The sequence below is a fragment of the Desemzia sp. FAM 23988 genome, assembly GCF_045528365.1.
Classification (GTDB): Bacteria; Bacillota; Bacilli; order Lactobacillales; family Carnobacteriaceae; genus Desemzia.
Genome location: NZ_JBGQQS010000015.1, coordinates 21,569 through 40,803 on the forward strand (window position 1 = coordinate 21,569; position 19,235 = coordinate 40,803).

17 protein-coding genes are annotated in these 19,235 nt (G+C 38.3%); 3 read left to right on the plus strand and 14 right to left on the minus strand.

The window, feature by feature from the left end:
• Nucleotides 1-103 precede the first annotated feature (103 nt).
• The 8 genes from ACEN4L_RS09095 to ACEN4L_RS09130 form a co-directional block, all read right to left on the minus strand.
• Nucleotides 104-826 carry a GntR family transcriptional regulator gene (locus tag ACEN4L_RS09095; RefSeq protein WP_407096977.1) on the minus strand — a complete coding sequence of 241 codons (723 nt, stop codon included), beginning with the start codon at nucleotides 824-826 and terminating at the stop codon, nucleotides 104-106.
• Nucleotides 827-975: 149 nt separating this feature from the next.
• On the minus strand, nucleotides 976-2,394 hold the full coding sequence (locus tag ACEN4L_RS09100) for a glycoside hydrolase family 1 protein (protein ID WP_407096978.1): 1,419 nt from the start codon (nucleotides 2,392-2,394) through the stop codon (nucleotides 976-978).
• Nucleotides 2,395-2,412: 18 nt separating this feature from the next.
• Nucleotides 2,413-3,711, minus strand: coding sequence for a PTS sugar transporter subunit IIC (locus ACEN4L_RS09105; protein ID WP_407096979.1), 1,299 nt, complete (start codon nucleotides 3,709-3,711; stop codon nucleotides 2,413-2,415).
• A 170-nt stretch (nucleotides 3,712-3,881) separates the two neighbouring features.
• Nucleotides 3,882-4,688, minus strand: coding sequence for an alpha/beta hydrolase (locus tag ACEN4L_RS09110; protein ID WP_407096980.1), 807 nt, complete (start codon nucleotides 4,686-4,688; stop codon nucleotides 3,882-3,884).
• Between the two features lies 1 nt (nucleotide 4,689).
• Entirely contained in the window at nucleotides 4,690-5,598 is a 909-nt protein-coding gene (locus tag ACEN4L_RS09115) for an ROK family protein (protein ID WP_407096981.1), read from the minus strand.
• A gap of 69 nt (nucleotides 5,599-5,667) precedes the next feature.
• Nucleotides 5,668-7,014, minus strand: a complete 1,347-nt coding sequence (locus ACEN4L_RS09120) for a PTS sugar transporter subunit IIC (protein WP_407097011.1) — start codon at nucleotides 7,012-7,014, stop codon at nucleotides 5,668-5,670.
• A gap of 48 nt (nucleotides 7,015-7,062) precedes the next feature.
• Nucleotides 7,063-8,499 carry a glycoside hydrolase family 1 protein gene (locus ACEN4L_RS09125; RefSeq protein WP_407096982.1) on the minus strand — a complete coding sequence of 479 codons (1,437 nt, stop codon included), beginning with the start codon at nucleotides 8,497-8,499 and terminating at the stop codon, nucleotides 7,063-7,065.
• A gap of 129 nt (nucleotides 8,500-8,628) precedes the next feature.
• Nucleotides 8,629-9,372, minus strand: coding sequence for a MurR/RpiR family transcriptional regulator (locus ACEN4L_RS09130; protein ID WP_407096983.1), 744 nt, complete (start codon nucleotides 9,370-9,372; stop codon nucleotides 8,629-8,631).
• 426 nt (nucleotides 9,373-9,798) lie between these two features.
• On the opposite strand from ACEN4L_RS09130, the gene ACEN4L_RS09135 reads away from it, so the two are divergent.
• Both ACEN4L_RS09135 and ACEN4L_RS09140 read left to right on the plus strand, forming a co-directional pair.
• Nucleotides 9,799-10,647 carry a formate/nitrite transporter family protein gene (locus tag ACEN4L_RS09135; RefSeq protein WP_407096984.1) on the plus strand — a complete coding sequence of 283 codons (849 nt, stop codon included), beginning with the start codon at nucleotides 9,799-9,801 and terminating at the stop codon, nucleotides 10,645-10,647.
• A 103-nt stretch (nucleotides 10,648-10,750) separates the two neighbouring features.
• A complete protein-coding gene (locus ACEN4L_RS09140; RefSeq protein ID WP_407096985.1) occupies nucleotides 10,751-11,203 on the plus strand; it encodes a flavodoxin in 453 nt (150 codons plus the stop codon).
• A gap of 36 nt (nucleotides 11,204-11,239) precedes the next feature.
• On the opposite strand, the gene ACEN4L_RS09145 is transcribed toward ACEN4L_RS09140, so the two are convergent.
• A complete protein-coding gene (locus ACEN4L_RS09145) occupies nucleotides 11,240-11,791 on the minus strand; it encodes a TetR/AcrR family transcriptional regulator (protein ID WP_407096986.1) in 552 nt (183 codons plus the stop codon).
• A gap of 520 nt (nucleotides 11,792-12,311) precedes the next feature.
• On the opposite strand from ACEN4L_RS09145, the gene ACEN4L_RS09150 reads away from it, so the two are divergent.
• Complete coding sequence (locus ACEN4L_RS09150; protein WP_407096987.1) at nucleotides 12,312-13,550, plus strand: aminopeptidase; 1,239 nt, start codon at nucleotides 12,312-12,314, stop codon at nucleotides 13,548-13,550.
• A gap of 144 nt (nucleotides 13,551-13,694) precedes the next feature.
• Here the strand turns inward: ACEN4L_RS09150 and ACEN4L_RS09155 are convergent, their stop codons facing one another.
• The 5 genes from ACEN4L_RS09155 to ACEN4L_RS09175 all read right to left on the minus strand — a co-directional run bounded on the left by ACEN4L_RS09155 (nucleotide 13,695) and on the right by ACEN4L_RS09175 (nucleotide 18,375).
• Complete coding sequence (locus tag ACEN4L_RS09155) at nucleotides 13,695-14,540, minus strand: carbohydrate ABC transporter permease (RefSeq protein WP_407096988.1); 846 nt, start codon at nucleotides 14,538-14,540, stop codon at nucleotides 13,695-13,697.
• Nucleotides 14,530-15,450: a carbohydrate ABC transporter permease gene (locus ACEN4L_RS09160; RefSeq protein WP_407096989.1), complete on the minus strand. Its 921-nt coding sequence runs from the start codon at nucleotides 15,448-15,450 to the stop codon at nucleotides 14,530-14,532. Before ACEN4L_RS09160 ends, ACEN4L_RS09155 begins: the two co-directional genes overlap by 11 nt.
• Nucleotides 15,451-15,569: 119 nt before the next feature.
• Complete coding sequence (locus tag ACEN4L_RS09165) at nucleotides 15,570-16,883, minus strand: ABC transporter substrate-binding protein (RefSeq protein ID WP_407096990.1); 1,314 nt, start codon at nucleotides 16,881-16,883, stop codon at nucleotides 15,570-15,572.
• A gap of 223 nt (nucleotides 16,884-17,106) precedes the next feature.
• Nucleotides 17,107-17,958, minus strand: coding sequence for an aldo/keto reductase (locus ACEN4L_RS09170; protein ID WP_407096991.1), 852 nt, complete (start codon nucleotides 17,956-17,958; stop codon nucleotides 17,107-17,109).
• Between the two features lie 87 nt (nucleotides 17,959-18,045).
• Nucleotides 18,046-18,375, minus strand: a complete 330-nt coding sequence (locus tag ACEN4L_RS09175) for a thioredoxin family protein (RefSeq protein ID WP_407096992.1) — start codon at nucleotides 18,373-18,375, stop codon at nucleotides 18,046-18,048.
• Nucleotides 18,376-19,235: the final 860 nt, after the last annotated feature.

A 19,235-nucleotide genomic window follows, 5' to 3' on the forward strand; every position in this document is an offset into this window, starting at 1 on the left:
CTATTTTTTACACTGTCCATTCCTTACTATTATAACGCATTTTCACAGATTGTGAAGGGTAACTCTGTCTGTTATTTATCCCAAAAGCCTATAAATACGCTTACTATAGTTCTGTATTGAGATTCACGAAAGACATCTCCACCATGTCAAATCGGTGTCGAACTTTAGAATATTCCAAAGGTATGCCACTTGAAGTGAACATCACTTTACTCACTTCTAGGACCGGTTCGTCTTCTGAACAGTTTAAATATTCCTTATCCAATTCATCCGGTTGAGCGGCTCGAATCGTTTGCCGATTTTCGCCAAATACGATCCCTAATTCATTCCGAATGTAGTCATACATAGATTGCTGCAAGACCTCTTGAGTCACTCCTGGAACAAGAGTCAGCGGCAAGATCGAATGTTCCAAAGAATAAGGCTGATTGTTCAAAATACGCAACCTTTCAATTTCATATACCGGATCTTCTTTTTTGAGCAGCAATTGTTCGCACTCTTCTTCTGTCGGAAAACGCACATCGAATTTCAACGTTTTGTTTTCCAATTCCATGCTTTCGTCCACATGAGCAGTTAGACCAACATTTTGTCCAATGCGGATACTGGATTCTGCTAATTGGAGGGCGTTCTGTTTGATGTACGTTCCAGAACCTTGAATCGTATAAATCAAACCGACAACTGTCAGCAGATCTAACGCTTTTTTAATAGTCACGCGACTCGTTTGGAATTCTTTTGCCAATGTCGTTTGGTCAGGCATTCGGTCTTCAATGGGGTATGTCCCGTTTTTGATACGTTTTCGAATTTCATTTGCGACTTCTTTGTATTTTGCCACCACTTTTCACCTACCTCATAAGATAACGGGAATTCTTATTTAGTATAGCACGAAGCTGTCTACTTATACATATCAGTGAACTAAATTGTATAGTCAAATTTAAAGGAATAAAAAAGAGTTGACAGAATCAACTCTTTTTTTTATTTGCGCTATTTAAATTCAGGCTCATCCGGGAGAACCAATTGACGTTGTGCAATCATTTCTTTATACCAAAAAGCCGATTTTTTTAACGAACGGTCGCGATTGTTTTCTAGATCAATCCGTACCAATCCATAACGGTTCTTAAAGGCATTCATAGGCGAAACGCAATCTGTAAAGGCCCACAGCATGTACCCTCTACAATTCGAACCCGCTTCGCGCACATCTAATAAGCGGCTGATATGTTCGCTGACAAATTCAATGCGGTAATCGTCTTGAACAACTCCTTCTTCGTTCATGAAACGTTCTTCATCTTCAATGCCCATTCCGTTTTCAGTCAGGATCCATGGAATATTCCCATATTCCTCTTTTAAACGCATTCCCATATCGTAGACGATTTGTGGATAGATCTCCCAACCGCGTGATTTGTTCATCCGACGACCAGGTAATTCAAACGGATCAAAGTAATAGGCAGGATGGAATGGAGTATTTTCATTCCACTGATGCTTAGGTGCTTGGACACGATGCGGGAAGTACAAATTCACACCTAAGTAATCCACTGTATTTTCTTTGATAATAGTAAGCTCCTCTTGTGTGTAATCAAAAGTAATGTCGTGTAAGGCCATCACTTGGAACAAGTCTTCCGAATATTCACCTTTTACCAATGGATCCATAAAGACTCGGTTATAGAATAAGTCATACATGTCAGCTGCTTTTTTGTCCGCAAGCGAAGAAGAACGTGGATACGTCACTTCTGGATTCAAAACGACACCGATTTCTCCATCGTATTTTTTTCGGTGGTACAATTCGACCACTTTTGCTGTAGCTAAAACTTTGTGGTGATTCCATTGCATCCATTTGCGCGTATCTTGTTCATGGGGGTAACGGATCGCGTCTAAATACACACGTGTTTGGATTACGATCGGTTCGTTGAATGTAAACCAGCTCTTTACTCGATCAGCGTACCGTTCAAAGGCGATTTCGGCGTAACCGACAAATAATTCAACGACTTTTTTCGAACTCCAACCATCGTACTTTTCCTGTAAGGTAGTCGGCAATTCATAATGTTCCAGACACAACATCGGTTCAACACCAGCATCCAGTAAAGTATCAATCAAGTCGCTCACGTGTTGTGCATACTCTTCATCTACTTCAAAAGTTTCATAATTGGTAAAGAAGCGAGACCAATTGATAGAGGTCCGGTAATGAGTCAAGCCGATCTCTTTCATGTAGGCAACGTCTTCTGCGTATCGTTCATAAAAGTTTGTCGCTACCCCTGGTCCGTATCCATCATGCCAAACGTGGCGTTCATTCTTGTACCACGTATCTAAGTAGGAATCTTGTCCTTCTTTTTTGCCTTTCCAGCCTTCTGTTTGCCATGCGGATGATGCTGCTCCAACGATAAAATCTTCTGGTATTGTTTTAATCACGAAATCTCTCCTCTAAGTTTAGTCTGCTACTGCTTTTGTCACATTTGAAGCTTTTACAAATGGCAAGTAAATCAAAGTCGCCACAACGATACAAATCAACTGTGTCGCAACAGCTCCAAGACTACCTGCTGTTGCAAGGTAAGCACTGATGATTGGTGGCGTTGTCCATGGAATCATCACGACTGCTGGTCCTGCAAATCCAATAGCTGTTGCAAAATAGCCAATGACTCCAGTAACTAAAGGCGTAATAATAAATGGAATCGCCATTACCGGGTTTAACATGATGGGTAATCCAAAAATCATTGGTTCGTTAATATTGAACAATCCTGGTGCTAGCGATAATTTAGAAATAGAACGGTAGTCTTCACGCTTACTGACAATGAAAATAGCAATCAGTAATCCAAAAGTCACACCAGATCCACCAATACTCATATAGATATCCCAGAAAGGCATGTTGATAATATTTGGAATAGCTTCTCCAGCTTCAAAAGCAGCTGTATTTTCTGCGATTGCAGCTAATAAAATCGGTTCACGGATTGGTTTGATGATTTGATTCCCATGAATCCCTATCACCCAAAAAACTTGAGAAACAAACATCAGCAATAATATGCCCGGTAGTCCCGAAACCAAGTTGGACAACGGTTCTTGAACAATCGTATAAATAATGTCATATAGTGACATTCCTGTAACAGCCAATACAATAAATCCTAATGTAGCGATAGCTGTGATAGTCAAAATAGTAGGAATCAATGCTGAGAAGCTGGCAGAAACATTAGATGGCACAGAGTCCGGCATATGAATGGTTAATTTGTCTTGTCTCTGCAACCAGCTAAATAATTCAATCGCTAAAATAGCAATAAACATTCCTAAAAATAAACCTGAACTATTCGTGTACTGTTTAGCAATTACGTCTACTACAGCAACCGGCTCTTCATTGACTAAGGCATCAATTGTTTTGGGGATAACGGCTATGTAACTGATAACAGCTAGTAATCCAGGAAAAAAACCTTTTAAGTTGTTTAGCTTCCCTAGCTCCATCCCAATTAAAAACACTGCACTGATTGTCAAAAAATTTAACGTTGCATAGCTGATTGAATCAGTGATCGGTTTTAAATTCTCCAAAAATCCAAAACCGTTAACAGCGGCTAGACCACTCGTAGTTCCAAATACCATATTTGAAACCAAAGTGGCAAATGCACCAGTGATAATGACTGGCAATAACATCGTAAAAGCATTTTTGATCGCAATAATGTATTTGTAACTGTTTACCTTAGCTGCAAAATTCCCTAGCCACATGACCCATTTACTATCTTCCATTCTTTCTTCCTCCTTTGTATCTTTTTTACATTTTTATTGTAACCCCTTTCAAAATAATTGTAAAGAGATGTGTATTAATTTGTAAATACAAATTAATACACATCTTAAAAAAAGAGCCGTTGTGGTCAACTATCCATTGACCACAACGGCTCTTCCCAATTCTTTAATGATTACTTTTCCGCATTCCCATACAGCCATTCCAGTCCTTGTTCAATACTGGTATTCCAATAATCCCAGTTATGGACGCCTGGGGCTTCAATACATTCATGTGCATAATCGTGTTCTCTTAAGAAGCAATGGAAACTTCTTTGTTCGTCAATCAAGCTATCTTCCGTCCCGCAAGATAAATAGAGTCTTGGATTGCCCTCTTTTGATTCAAAAACTTTTACCGCTAATTCTTCGATATCCATATCATCAGGTAAAGCGGCTGTGGTCTCTCCCTTAATCAACGTTTGGTACCGCCGAGAGATTGGCTGGTCAAAAACAATATCTGAAGATGAGCGTTTTGTAAAAATTTTACTTGAGAACGCTAAAATATTGCCGAACGTTTTGGGGTAGTAGAAACCATTTCTCAGCGCCCCATAACCACCCATCGATAATCCGCCAATCGTTGTATCTTCTCTTTTATCCGACAAATGAAATAATTTGCGGGTCTCATGAACAAATTCTTCTCCGATAAATTTTCCAAAATGATCTCCATTCGGCTGGTCCACATAGAAACTATTCTGTCCATCTGGCATAAAGATAGCGATGTGGTATTTTATCGCCAGTTCGGCGATTCGTGTGTTGTGCAGCCAGTCTTCATGATTTCCGTCCCATCCATGCAATAAATACACCGTTTTTAAAGGCTCATCTTTATTGTCAGATTCAGCATTCTCAGGTTCATAAATTGAACGAGTGGTTGTAGGAATAATGGCAGTGAAGCTGACTTTTCTGATTAATTCCTTTGATTGAAAAGATCCGGTTAAAATAGCCATCTTATTTCTCCTCTACTGGTTTGATTGTTTGTTGCTGTGCAGCAAAATAATAGGCTCCTAAGATTCCAGCATCGTTCAAATAGCGGCATGGTTCAATTGGAACATTAAAATCAGTCACCCAACGCTCATCAACGTGTTTCATTTGTGCTTGAATCCTTGGAATTAGTTCAGGGTTGGCACTAACACCGCCGCCAATTAATAGTTTATCAGGATTTAAAGTGCAAGCTAAATTATAGATTCCCACACATATCCACTGTACCCATTCAGTTAAAAGTGCTTCCACTGCTGGGTTTTTTCGAGCAGCTTCAAAAACAGCTTCACCTGTTACGTGTTCCGTACTGCTTATGCCTAGAAGCTGCTTATACCGTTTGACGAGAACGCGAGTAGAAAATATATCGTGCATGGTAGCATGCGGCTGCTGTTGATAGTTGATTCGGGAATGGCCATATTCACCAGCTTTAAAACTGGCTCCCCGAAAGAGACTTCCGTTTAAAAACAAAGCTGTTCCGATTCCGGTGCCAATGGTCATGACGATAAAGTTATCAATCCCTTGAGCACTTCCTGAATACCGCTCAGCTAAAGCTGCACAGTTAGCATCATTTTCGATATAAATCGGCAGCGTGATTTTTTCACTCAGTAACTCGATCAAATTCATGTGATCCAAATAAACTAAAGCCCCCGCTCTTTCAGCGTATCCCGTTTCAGGATTGATGTACCCTGGCATACTGATGGCGACTGCATTCACTTCATAATCGAGAGCAAATTGGTTTACGATCGCTGCTATCTCTTGTTGGAACGCATCTTTTTGATAAGGGGTCTCTACTTTATCTTGCTGCAAGATCTCTCCAATATTTGACACTAAGGCATACTTGATATACGTTCCGCCGATGTCGAAGCAAACTGTATTCATCATTTTATCTCCTTTTTCGTCAAAAAACTATCCGCCTCCATAAATCAGAGGCAGATAGTTTTTCAAATTTTAAGCGTTTGCGCTTGTAGTGTCTTGTGCGTTATCCATTTCTTCCATTTTTACAGCTGCTCTATTTGTTGCCATAACAAACGGCATGTAAGTCAGAACGGAAACTCCTAGACACAAGAGCCCCACGCCTAATGCTCCCCAACTTCCTCCGGTACCCAAGAACGGTATCAATGGTCCTGGCGTCGTCCATGGGACCGAGTAACCAATAGGCGGTATAATTTCACTAACTGTAAAGAAATACCCGATTAAAATATTGATGATTGGTGTGAATACAAAAGGAATGATCATAATTGGATTCAACACAATTGGAAGTCCAAATACAACGGGCTCATTGATGTTAAACAAACCTGGAGCAATGGATAATTTAGCAATATTACGGTAGTCTTTTCGTTTTGACACTAAGAAAATAGCAATCAACAAACCAAGTGTCATCCCGCTACCACCATAATTACCAAAACCATCATTCATAGAACCCCAGTTGATTGGGTAAGGAACACCCCAAGTCGTTCCTTTTTCAGCAATGTAATTTAAATTTTCAATTCCCATTGGTGAGAAGATAGGATCACGGATAGCTGCAATGGTGTTAGGACCATGAATTCCCAATACCCATAACAAGTTGGAAACAAGTGCCAAAATAATAACGGCAAAAACGTTTCCTCCGATATTTGTTAATGGTGCTTGAATCAATGAGTAAATCAATTCATTAATTCCATCTGGGAAAAATAGTGCCACAACGTAATTTACAATAGAGAAGAGCATTAAAATCAAAATAATCGGAATCAACACTGAGAAAGAACGAGCAACAGCCGGCGGAACTTGCTCTGGCATTTTAATTTTCAATCGTTTGTTCAATGAAAGACGACTAAAAATTTCACCAACCAGTAATCCAACAATCATCGCTACAAACAACCCTTGTGCACCGATGAATTGAGTTGTTAAGTAATTTGCGCCTTCCACATTTTGATAAGGCGGATACAAGATAAAGAATGTAGCGATAGCTGTTAATCCACCTAACAATGAATCTTGTTTATATGTTTCAGTTAAGTTCCGAGCAATCATAAAGACGATGAAAATAGACAATACGTCATTGGTTCCTCGAACAACCGGTGCAAAAATATTTTGTGCTTCTGCTAAATTAGGAAAAATACTGTCTAAATTTAGCAGAGATGCGATAAAGCCATCTGGTGATAAGACCGCAAAATTTAATAGTAAAATCAATGAACCTGCCATTGTTAATGGAAAAGCTAAAATAAATGCATCTCGGATCGCTCCGATATGGCGTTGACTGTTTAACTTGATTGATAAAGGCACTAAAGTCTTCTCTAAAACGCTTTCAAATTTATCCATAAACCCCATTTGGTTTCCTCCAATAAATCAAATTGTTTTGAGCATGTTTTAATCTGTTAATCCATTCGCATCAATAACCTCTTTATACCAAAAATAACTATCTTTTTTGTATCGTTTGAGTTCTTTTTCATCGTTTTCTTCACGGTCTACATAAACGAAACCATACCGTTTTTGGTAACCGTTCAGCCAGCTCAACAAATCTGTGTAACTCCATGTACAGTACCCTAATACATCTACTCCATCAGAAATCGTTTCTTGAATGGCTTTGACGTGGGCTTTTAAATAATCAATTCGATATGTATCGTGAATCGAACCGTCTTCTTCTAATGTATCGTATTCACCCAGTCCATTTTCCGTAATTAATATCGGCAAGTCATAACGACTGTCGATACGGCGCATAGCAATGCGTAAACCAGTCGGATCAATGTCCCAATCCCAGTTGGTTTTTTCTACATAAGGATTATCCGTTCCTTTGTACAATCCTGGAATCCCACCTGCTTCAGTAGACCCTTTTTCTCCGGTAGTATTCATTTTTCCTTCGCCAACACCATCTAAAGGATTGAATTCAACTGTGGAGCTGCGGTAATAGTTTAAGCCCATAAAGTCTGGCTTGCCACTTGCCAACATTTCATAGTCCCCAGTTTCGATTGTAGGTGCCCAGTTATTTTCTTCTAACCATTTCAACGCTAGTTTAGGATATTTCCCAAATACATAAATGTCCATCCAGAAATGGGCATTGAACGTTTCGTTATTGTCCGCTGCCAATTGGTTTTCTGGTCTAGAATCTAGTGCATACGTTGGACCATAAGCAAAACTCGGACCAATTTTCCCAGAAATCCCTAATTCACGGAAAGCCTGAATGACAGAAGCATTCGCTAAGTTTGCAATGTGATTGGCTTCATAAAAGCGTTTGGGATCTTTTACATCTGGCGGATGGCTTCCCATCATATAACCATGCGATGTAAACACATTTTGCTCATTTAACGTCACCCAGTAGTTTACTTTTCCATTAAAGCGTTTAAATAAGATCGTTGCATAACGAGTAAAATCTGCAATTACTTGACGAGATTCCCAGCCCTTGTATTTATCTTGTAAAGCTTGTGGGATATCCCAATGGTATAGTGTAACGATTGGTTCAATATTGTGTGCCAACAGTTCATCAATCAAATTTTCATAAAATTGAATCCCCTCTTCATTTATTTCCCCATCTCCATCTGGAATCACACGACTCCAAGCTACCGAAAAACGGTAAGCTTTCAACCCTTGTTCTGCCATCAATCGTACGTCTTCCTTGTAACGATGATAATGATCTACTGCCACCTCCCCAGTGGTTCCTTTAAATGTTTTGCCGGGAATCTTAACAAATTCATCCCAGACAGAAAGTCCTTTTCCGTCTTCTTCCATCGCACCTTCTACTTGATAGGCAGCCGAAGCCGATCCCCACAGAAAGTTTTCCGGAAAAGGCGTCAACTGTTTGTGTTCCATTTCCTCACCTCTTTTTCTTTTCTTACACTTTTTATTGTAACCGTTTTTTTACATAACACAATAACCTTTTCACAAAAAGAATCCGGTTTCAGTTTTTTGAAATATATTTCAATATTGAAACAATACGTTTCATTCTTTTCGTTTACGCTTCGTGTAATTTTTTCGTGCTAAAGTCTCTAGTAGATAAGTAACGGGCACTTGAGAAGTAATATTCACTTCTTTTCCCACCAATTCCGGCGTGAGATGATAAGCTAAATTCACATCCGAATTTTTAGCTAATGTATTTCCCGAAGTATTGGTAATGCTGATAATCTTACTGCCTTGTTCTTTTAAGGCTTCCATTTGTTCAAGAACTTGTTCCGTTTCTCCTGAGACCGATAAAATGATAGCAGCTGATTCTGTAAAATCTTCACTGGCGTTTTTTATGGGGTAAAATGGATCTTTTACGAAAAAGGTTCGTTTCCCTAAATTAATAAATTGTCGAGAACCATATTCTGCTAGAATTCCGGATGTCCCAATACCGAAAAAAATGACCAATCCGGATTTATGTATTAGTTCAACGGCCTTGTCTAACTGCTGATTGTAATCTTTGGTTAGTGTTCGGTTAAAAAATTCATCTACAATTTCTTTTGTATCAAATACTGGTTGTTGCTGATTTTGTTTCGTCTGACGGCGAACTTCTGACTTAAACTCTGCAAAACTTTCATACCCGCTTTTTTTCAGCAAACGAACTACGGATGCTGGAGAAACATGAGCTGCTTCCGCCAAATCGCGAATACGCATGTAATAAATCTCTTCCTTATGCTGCAGGATGTAATCATAAATAACGCGGTCTGTTTCTGTAAATGATTTAATAGCTTCAAAATTGAACACACTCTTTCCCCCTGTTCTCTCTTATCAATCTTTTTTATTTTAACACAAGTCTTTGTCCCTCACTATCATTCATCATGGAGCTTTCAACCTTGATGTTCAAACGCTAATCTTCATCATGGAACTTCCCTCTTTGATGTTCAACGATTTAATCAAAATCTAGTCTGGCGCATAAGAATCATACTCTCTTAATTTTTTGGGAAATGTGTATTAGTAAAGTAATTCACAATAAAAAAAGTCGAAACAAATGCAGTGGAAGCCTTCTCTTTTATGTTAGTTTTTTAAGGTCTTTTCTTCTTATTCAAAGTTATTCTAAAAAAATTCACATTTCAAACATTATCTATAATCAAAGAATTTCTTTTTAATTTAAAATAGTGTATGATAAACATTGTGAATTAAATCATTTGATTAAATTGGAGATGAAAATAAGTGGAAGAAAAGGTAGCTGAAGCATCTGTAGGGCAAAGTAAAAATATAGTAGAAGGTTTTTCAACTGGTATGATGGGCGACATCGAAAAAAGCATCTTAAAAAAAGCAGACTTGTTTGATAAGAGCATCGGTCGTTATATTATGCGAGCCATGTTAGCGTGTTTTTACTTAACGTTGGGTACTGGGATCGCAGTCGGTATGGGAAATTCTATTGAACATTTAACACCAGGATGGGGTAAATTCGGGTATGCTTTTATGTTCACTTGGTCATTAGTCATGATCATTTATTTGAATGGTGAATTGGGTACTTCTAATATGATGTATATGACAACTGCTGTACATCGAAAAGTTCTTCCTTGGAAAAAAGCATTGAGTATTTTGGGTACTTGCATTCTTTTTAATGCTGTTGGAGCTATTATGATTAGCTGGGCCTTATCTTATACAGGTGTCTTCCATGATGTTGCCATAGACCACTACTTAATCACTGCTGTTTCAGGCAAATTGGCTAAAGCACCCTTACAAATATTTGTTGAGGGGATATTTGCAAATATGGTCGTGAATATAGCTTTCTTTGTTACTATGCGAATGAAAGATGATGCAGGAAAAGTATTAGCTATTGTATTTCTGATCTTTATTTTTGCTTTTCTCGGTTTTGAACACGTTATTGCCAACTTTTCTTCTTTCTCTCTGGCATTTTTTGCCAGCGGTGGAAATGTTCCGGGAATGACAATTGCTGCTGTTGTAACAAATATCTTTTTTGCGACATTAGGAAATTATGTTGGTGGTGGTTTAATAATGGGCGTAAACTATTCATGGTTGAACAATGGGAAAACGCGTTATGCCGATTAAACCTCATTTGTCATTGAGTTCCTTGTGTTCTTTCTGATTGGTACTGCTCCTCAAAATTTGGTATACTATTTTGAGAATCTAACCGTAAAGGAATGAAAAAAACGTGACCAGTGCTATGATTGTTTATGCGAGTTTAACGGGGAATACCGCTCAATGTGTCGATATTGTTGAGGAAACATTACAAGAACTAGGTGTAGAGGTTCAGGTAGAAGAAAGTATGCAAGCTGATCCCCAAGATTTTTTGGATGTAGACTTGTGTCTGGTTGCTACTTATACTTACGGAACGGATGCGAATTTGCCCGATGAAATCGTGGACTTTTATGAGGAATTAGCTGATGTAAATTTAACGGGGAAAATTTTTGGGACTTTCGGTTCTGGAGATACCTTTTATGAAAAATTTTGTCAATCAGTCGATGATTTTACAGAACAACTTAAGGCAGCTGGAGCAGTTCAGGGTGCCGAAAGTGTCAAAGTTGATTTAGATCCCGAAGAAGCAGATATCGAAAAGTTAAACGCCTTTGCCAAAGCTCTAGTCGAAAAAGTAAATGCTCAATAAAAAAAACTCAACGTCAAAAACGTTGAGGTTTTTTATTTAGATTACTTTTAAGCAACCTTTAAAGGATTGTTTTAAATAACCGATTAATTCTTCTTCATTAAAAGGAATCAATTCTTGAGCAATTAGAGATGCTAGTCCATGCACACTAGCCCAAAATAAGCTGAAGAATTTTTCTTTTTCGCTTTTGGACAATTCCTTAGTTTTTTCATCATTTTCAAATGAATCTAACACCACGTCATGAGAAATAGCAAAAATTTGCTCAGCATCTAAGCGATTTTCCAAATACAGCGCCTTAAAAAATACAGACTCTTCTTTTGCAAAGTACAGATAATTCAAAGCATCATTAAGAACAGGTTTTTCTATTCTTTCTTGGACATAAATCGTTTCCGTCAAATGAGCTTTTATTCTTACCAATAATTCTTTTTTCAAGTCATCCATATTTTTGAATTCCAAGTAAATCGGTTGCGTAGAACAGTTCATTTCTTTTGCAATATTGCGTGCAGTAAATCCATCAAACCCCTCAGTTCTGACAACTTCATAAGCTGTATCCAGAATGCTGGACTTCATAATGGTCTTTTTTCTTGCCATATCTTTCACCTCTAAATTCTTTAAACTCTTACGAAACAGTTATAGTTCCGGATGCAGTATTACCTTCTGGTTATAATACCTATGAAAAAAAGTTCTTAAACGATAGAGAAAGCAGTCTACAAATCAATAGCTTTTCAACTTAAAAAACTAAAGTCCATTATTCTTTCTAAAGCGATCAAGAAATCTGCCAATAATCTCTTTTAAATTTTCATTTTCAACTACTTATGAATGCCACAAAAGCACAAGGTTTATTGTATCACTTGTACATCTATAAAAACAAGTTGCTTCCCAATATAACGAAAGTTTTTCTTTAGAAAGTCAACCTTTCTCTATTCATATTATAACATAGTGTGTTCCACTAAAATACCGGAAAGACTTTCAAACACGCATTCGTTACAACATTGTAATCTGTTGAAATTTTTTTGTTAGCAAATTGTGTTTTGTTATTTGCGTATGCTATGATATGAAAGTGCAGTATGAATATCAACGAATATGAAATAAAATCAGGAGGAATAAAAATATGGTATTACCAAATTTCGAAGAAAACTTACAAAAATATGCTCGTGCGATTGTAGAATCGGGAGTAAATGTATCAAAGGGGCATACAGTCGTTTTATCTATTGATGTAGACCAAGCTTCACTTGCTCGTATGATTACAAAAGAAGCTTATGCTTTAGGAGCTACAGAAGTCATTGTCAAATGGGCAGATGACGTGGTAAACCGTGAAGTCATGATGAACACACCAGTGGAACGTCTGACAGATATTCCACAATACAAAATCGATGAGTCTTTAGACCACATTGCTAAAGGGGCTAGCCGTATCAGCGTTCGCTCTTCTGACCCAGATGCTCTAGCAGGAATTGATGCAGAAAAAATCGCTGCTTATCAATCTGCAGCTGGTAAAGCCATGATCGAACAACGTAAAGCTACTCAAGCCAACAAAGTGAGCTGGGTCGTTGCTGCAGCTTCAGGCGCTAAATGGGCAGCTAAAGTCTTCCCAGAATTAGACACTACGGAAGAACAAGTAGATGCTTTATGGGATGCTATCTTCAAAGCCGTTCATATTTACGATGAAGATCCTATAGCAACTTGGAACGAAAAAGATGTGACTTTAGAAACAAAAGCTGAAGAATTGAACGCGCAACAATTTACAGCTTTACACTACACCGCTCCAGGAACTGACTTAACGGTTGGATTACCTGCTGGCCACCGTTGGGAAGGTGCTGGAAGCTTAAATGCTCGCGGAGAACGTTTCATGGCAAATATGCCGACTGAAGAAGTATTTACTGCTCCGGACGCTAAACGTGTTGACGGCGTAGTTCGCAGTACAAAACCATTGAGTTATGCAGGAACAACTATTTTAGATATGGAATTCACTTTCAAAGATGGTAAAGTTATGGAAGTAACAGCTGCTCAAGGAGAAGAAACTTTGAAACGCTTGATCGAAACAGATGAAGGAGCTGCTCGTTTAGGTGAAGTAGCCTTAGTACCTGATCAATCTCCAATCTCTCAATCAGGATTGACTTTCTTCAATACTTTATTTGACGAAAATGCTTCAAACCACTTGGCATTGGGATCAGGTTATGCCTTCAACATTGTTGGCGGAACTGAAATGTCCGAAGAAGAATTGGAAGCAGCCGGCTTAAACCGCTCTACTGTTCATGTAGACTTCATGATTGGTTCTAAAGACATGAATATCGATGGTATCAAAGCAGACGGTTCAACTGTTCCTGTTTTCCGTAACGGTGAATGGGCATAATTTTTTAAGTAAATAAGATAAACCAGCCATCCGACATTATCGTTCGGATGGCTGGTTTTTTGTATGGAGAGATAAATTCATGCTCTTTTTTTAACATCTCGGCTACAAAACCTTCAATACAAGCAATTGAAACTTATGGTGTTTCTATCCTTTTACTCCACCTTCTACTAAATTTTTCTTAATGAATCGTTCAGATAAAGCATACATGATGACTACAGGTAATGCAGTCAGTAAGGAAGCAGCCATCATTCTCCCCCAAACATAATCAGGAGTCGCAAACAAGCTGTTTAACCCTACTGTTAAGGTGAAGAATTCTGAACTGGAAACAAATATAGAAGCAAACAAATAATCGTTCCAAGCAACCATAAAGGCATACACGAAAACAGATGCAATTCCTGATATCGCCAGTGGAATAGTAATATAAAAGACGATCTGTACACGCGTCAGCCCATCGATCATTGCTGCTTCTTCAATACTTTTAGGAATCGTATCAAAATAACTTTTCAGCATAAAAATAGATGTTGGCAACGTTTGTACGATCATCACAATAATGATCGATGTTCGTGTGTTGTATAGTCCCAGCGATGAAATGATTTTAAATAAAGGGACCACCAATAGAATTCCTGAAAACATGTACACAGTATAAAAAGCTGAATTCATTGTGGATTTAAATTTGAAATTTAATTTCGACATGGCATATGCTCCAAAAATCCCGATAAATACAGAGATGAATGCTGCTAGGAAAGAAACGATCATACTGTTTTTAAAATACGTTAAAAACGGAAATAAAGACGGGTTAAAAACATCTTGGTAATGTTCCAGCGTTACTACTTCAGGCAGTATAGTTGGATTATAAGAGATCGCTTCATTAGTCGGTTTCAACGATGTCATCAACATGATGAAAAACGGAAACAGAGATATAACTAAGATCAGCACTAGTAAGATATAAAACAACGTTCGGCTCAGCATGTTTTTTCTTTTACGTTTCATTTGTGACATCCACCTTTCTACGTGAGAAGAAAATAACTGTAAACAAAATAACAAAAAGAACTACAGAGATGGCGGCTGCTTGTCCCATGTCATTTTGAGAAAAAGCTTGCTCATATAAGTAAACCCCAATCACATCCACTTGTTTAGTTAACAAATAAACATCATTAAACATATAGAATGTCCAAATCGTTCTCAATGTCACGATGGTGATCAATACAGGTCGAATGGCAGGTAAAGTAATGTTCACAAATTTCTGCCAAGCATTTGCTCCATCGATTTCAGCGGCTTCATATAGCGTTTCATCCATTGTCTGCAATATCGCCAAAAAGGAAATAAATGCATATGGAAAGTAACGCCAAATCGCAAAAATAGTGACCAATGCAAAACTTGATGCAGGATTGTCAAACCATAACGGAGCTTTATCTAAGATACCTGTTACATCGACCAGCCAATGATTGATGATGCCATAAGTATTGTTAAACATGTATTGCCATGCAAATACTAGCGAGATAGACGGCGTAACATAAGATAAAATAATGATCGAACGCGACAATTTCCGAAACTTGAATTCTCGATTAAACAACATCGCTACTCCCAAACCAAGAATAGTACTTCCGACAACTGTTAAGGCTGTATACAATACAGTTACACCAAGTGATCGATAAAAATCTGGATCAGTCAATATCGTTTGATAATTTTCTAGACCTAAAAAAATCTCATCCAAATTTGGATTCAAAGGTACATCAAAGAAACTGATACGGATATTTTCAATCATGGGATACAAAACCAGCCCAGCTAATAAGATGATCGTTGGCAGTAAAAATGCCAATGCGATTTTTGAGTCACCTGTTCTGCGTTTAAATTTTTTATTTTTCATATGTGTTTCTGTTGAATTTTGGGGCGGTTTCATTTCTCTCACTTCCTTAATAAAATACTAATTTTTCCTAGTTTATTGTTATTTCTGGAAAAATGACCAAGTAAGCTCGTCTCCCTTACTTGGCCACGCTACGCTTATTTATGGAGTTAGCCTTATTCTGGCATAACATCTTCGATTGTCGATTGAGCTCGTTCTATTGCTTCATCAATACTTGCGTCTCCGACTGTAATTTGATTGATCAACGTACCGATCGCATTAGATCCAGTGATCGCTCCCATATGAGTGAAGTTTTGTCCCTCAACTAAACCAAAAACTTGAATAGCATCAAATGAACCGGCGATTTCTGTCGACAGCTCTCCAAAGGCTTGAACTACTTCATTATTTTGATATTCTTCACTATTAGTTACTTCATCACTGACAGGCTGTGCGCCTCCTGGAGACATCAGTACCCATTCAGTCATATTTTCTGGTTCAGACATAAATGCAATAAAGGCTTCTGCAGCATCTTTTTCTGCTTGTTCAAGTCCTCCCGAAATCGTCAATGCTGTAACAGACCCATAAACAGCTTCACTTTCTTCGGTTGGAATAATGAAACCAATATCGCTTGGATCACCATTTTCATAGATACCAGGTAAAATATATGTTGAGTACAACGCCATTGCTGCACTTCCATTTGAGAAGGCATCGTTTACTTGTGTGGTATCATTTGAACCAGGCATAGTGTATTCAGCTAATTGTTGGTACATTTCAAGTGCTTCACGCATTTCTGATGTATCTAAGTCCAGATTTCCTTCATTATCTAAAATATTGGCATTATTTGATAAAGCAAATTGCGAGAATCCTTGTTCTGAAAATGGTCCTTCAACTGTTGGCAACGCAATACCATATTGATTATTGGCTGTATCTGTCAGTTGTTCAGCTGCTGATAATAATTCTTCCCAATTAGCAGGCTCCTCGATTCCGGCTTCTTCAAGTTTTGATTGGCTGTACCAAATCCCTTGCACCCATCCGCTTAATGGAACTCCCAAGTAGCCTTCTCCATCTTCACTGCTCAATAAATTCAATGCGCCTTCGTAATAACTTTGTGGACCAATATCTTCCACCAACTGAGTAGTGGCCTCTACATCGATCAGCTGTTCATTTGCCATTGTTTTTGCAAAATCTTGTCCTACTTCAATGACTGCCGGTAATTCTCCTGCTTGAGCCAAAGTAACTACATTCGTATTGTATTGCCCTTCTTCTACCGGAACAGTTTCTACTGTTATGCCGTCATTTTCTTCTTCAAATCGGTCGATCATTCCTTCGATGACCGTTAAACGTTCTTGTTCTACAGAAGAGGTCATAAATTGAATCGTTACATCTTCTGAGCCGTCTCCTCCTTCAGTATTATCTGTATTATTGCCACATGCAGCCAAAACTCCTAACGTTAAACTGCTCATAAGTAAAAATGCTTTCTTTTTTGACATTTGAATCCCTCCAATTTGTGATGTGATTGAAATGATGTGTGGTATTACAAAAAGGTGAGCTTATGCGGAATGATGCAGGTTCAGAAACAAGTAAGAGCTTACATTTATTTTAACAAATGCCTCTTGTTTCTCCTACTAATACGATTTTAGAAAACTCAATACACACGCAAAGAAGCTGAGACAACATTAGTGTCCCAGCCCCTTTCATAATTAGTAGTTCTATTTAGTCAAACTCTTCATATTCATTTGGATGTTGCCCTTCTACTAAGCCATCTAGTCCTTTATCTAGGCTATCGATGCTTTTCATTTCTTCTTCACTCAAAGTGAAATCGAAAATATCAAGATTGGCGCGTTGGTGTTTAGCACTAGAAGCTTTCGGAATGACCAGCACGTTTTCTTGGTAATTCCAACGCAATATGATTTGCGCAACTGATTTTTGATGTTTTTCAGCCAACGCAGCAATGATTTCATTTTCTAGTAAGTCATTAATTTCTCTTCCAAATGGGCTCCATGCTTCTGTTAAAATACCGTGTTCCTTATTGTATTCTATTACACGTTTATTCGTGAAATAAGGATGGCGTTCGACTTGATTGGTAGCCGGAGTGACCCCTGTTTCCTCAATAATACGGTCCAAGTGTTCTGGTAAGAAGTTGGAAACTCCAATAGAACGAATCAGACCAAATTTTTGAGCATCCACCAATGCTTGCCATGCTTCTACATACTGATCTTGTTTTGGCAAAGGCCAATGAATCAAGTATTTATCAAAGTAATCGATCCCCATACGATACAGAGACTCTTGAATCATTTGGATAGCATCTTCGTATTGATGTTTGGCTCCCGGCAATTTTGAACTCAATAGAATCTGGTCACGCGGTACAGAACTTCTGCGAACAGCTTCTCCGACCATGCCTTCGTTATTGTAATTCGTAGAAGTATCGATCAAACGATACCCATTATCCAGGGCATCCATCACTTCCGCTACTCCTTTTGCACCTTTTATCCCAACGGTTCCTAGACCGATCACAGGGATTTCTTGACCATCATTTAATGTATATGTTGGAATTACCTTGCTCATTCTCTTCATCCCTTTCACTGTGTTTTACCGTCTTATCTTATCAATTATTTGAACACAATGTAAAACGATACGAATGATGAAGTTGCTTTAGTAATTTTCCACTATCCGCTTGAACTGACGATCCAAGTCGTCCATTTTCACAAAACGAGCTTCGCGAATCAATTCTTTTCCTTCAGCAAATAACAGCAGCGCCGGCACACTGAAGACAGTAAAATCTCCCGCTACTTCAGGAATATGATCAGCATCCGCTTGAATCGATCGAATGCGTGGGTAGTTTTCAAGTATACTTTGCACTTGAGGTCGTACTGCATGACAAACACTGCAGTCTTCTCGAGAAATATACACAAAGGCTAGTTCATTTTCTTGAATAAATCGGCGTACTTCTTCAATAGAATGGGCTTGTTGAAATGATTCCATAATATCCTCTTCCTTTAACCATTTTTTATCATTGTAACACGCATCTCATGATTCACAAACAGGTGCAAAGTCACATTCACTTCATTTATCTAAATGGAAAAGTCGAAAAGTGCTAGACAAGATTTTCGAATCATGAGAAAATGAATTTAGTTGTATGGTCCTATAGCTCAGTTGGATAGAGCAAACGTTTCCTGTACGCAACGTTTTACTACAAACTAGATTTGAAAAAGTCTATAAAATGTAAGAGCCTATAAGGCTTAACTGTTATTACGATATTGTGCGGAATGAAAAAAGCACACTCAAGTCAACCGCTTGAGAAATACCTTGATCTCCGATTGGCAATCCCTGAAAATAGTTGGGTGTTGTCAAAAGTTCGGTGAAGTCGGCGAACAGCATGCGCTTAGTAGTCGGAGGGCTATAAATTAAATACGGTGAGAATGTGCTTTAGCACTGACGAACTTTCGAATGTACGGATGTTTTTTCATTTTATGGAATGAATTAAAGCGCGGTGGCTTGTTTAGGAAAGCAGATACTGTTGTTGAGGATGTACCTCAATAGTTTTTGGTTAAATGGTTGTGGATCAAAAACGCTGAAACATTTATAGAAAGCACCTAAGTTTAACTGTAAAGCTAGTAATAACGGAACGTTGGAAGCAGCTAAGAACCGCTATCTCCTATTTGAGGGTTCTAAATAGCAGGATAATGGCTATTGAATAGTTGCGGCAGCAGCTGTGTAGTACCGATGAAACTGGGATAACAACCAGCGGAGGAAAGATGGCTAGTCAATCAAATCATTCGTTGGAACATAATGCACTTATTTCCAATATCATAGTTTTTGCATTGCTCAGTCAATGTAAAAAT

Bases quoted from the DNA above. Each gene is read 5' to 3' on its own strand.
- ACEN4L_RS09160 (WP_407096989.1), bottom strand. From the start codon at position 15,450: ATGAAACCGCCCCAAAATTCAACAGAAACACATATGAAAAATAAAAAA.
- ACEN4L_RS09105 (WP_407096979.1), bottom strand. From the start codon at position 3,711: ATGGAAGATAGTAAATGGGTCATGTGGCTAGGGAATTTTGCAGCTAAG.
- ACEN4L_RS09150 (WP_407096987.1), top strand. From the start codon at position 12,312: ATGGTATTACCAAATTTCGAAGAAAACTTACAAAAATATGCTCGTGCG.
- ACEN4L_RS09115 (WP_407096981.1), bottom strand. From the start codon at position 5,598: ATGAATACAGTTTGCTTCGACATCGGCGGAACGTATATCAAGTATGCC.
- ACEN4L_RS09110 (WP_407096980.1), bottom strand. From the start codon at position 4,688: ATGGCTATTTTAACCGGATCTTTTCAATCAAAGGAATTAATCAGAAAA.
- ACEN4L_RS09170 (WP_407096991.1), bottom strand. From the start codon at position 17,958: ATGAGCAAGGTAATTCCAACATATACATTAAATGATGGTCAAGAAATC.
- ACEN4L_RS09145 (WP_407096986.1), bottom strand. From the start codon at position 11,791: ATGGCAAGAAAAAAGACCATTATGAAGTCCAGCATTCTGGATACAGCT.
- ACEN4L_RS09155 (WP_407096988.1), bottom strand. From the start codon at position 14,540: ATGAAACGTAAAAGAAAAAACATGCTGAGCCGAACGTTGTTTTATATC.
- ACEN4L_RS09165 (WP_407096990.1), bottom strand. From the start codon at position 16,883: ATGTCAAAAAAGAAAGCATTTTTACTTATGAGCAGTTTAACGTTAGGA.
- ACEN4L_RS09175 (WP_407096992.1), bottom strand. From the start codon at position 18,375: ATGGAATCATTTCAACAAGCCCATTCTATTGAAGAAGTACGCCGATTT.
- ACEN4L_RS09120 (WP_407097011.1), bottom strand. From the start codon at position 7,014: ATGGATAAATTTGAAAGCGTTTTAGAGAAGACTTTAGTGCCTTTATCA.
- ACEN4L_RS09125 (WP_407096982.1), bottom strand. From the start codon at position 8,499: ATGGAACACAAACAGTTGACGCCTTTTCCGGAAAACTTTCTGTGGGGA.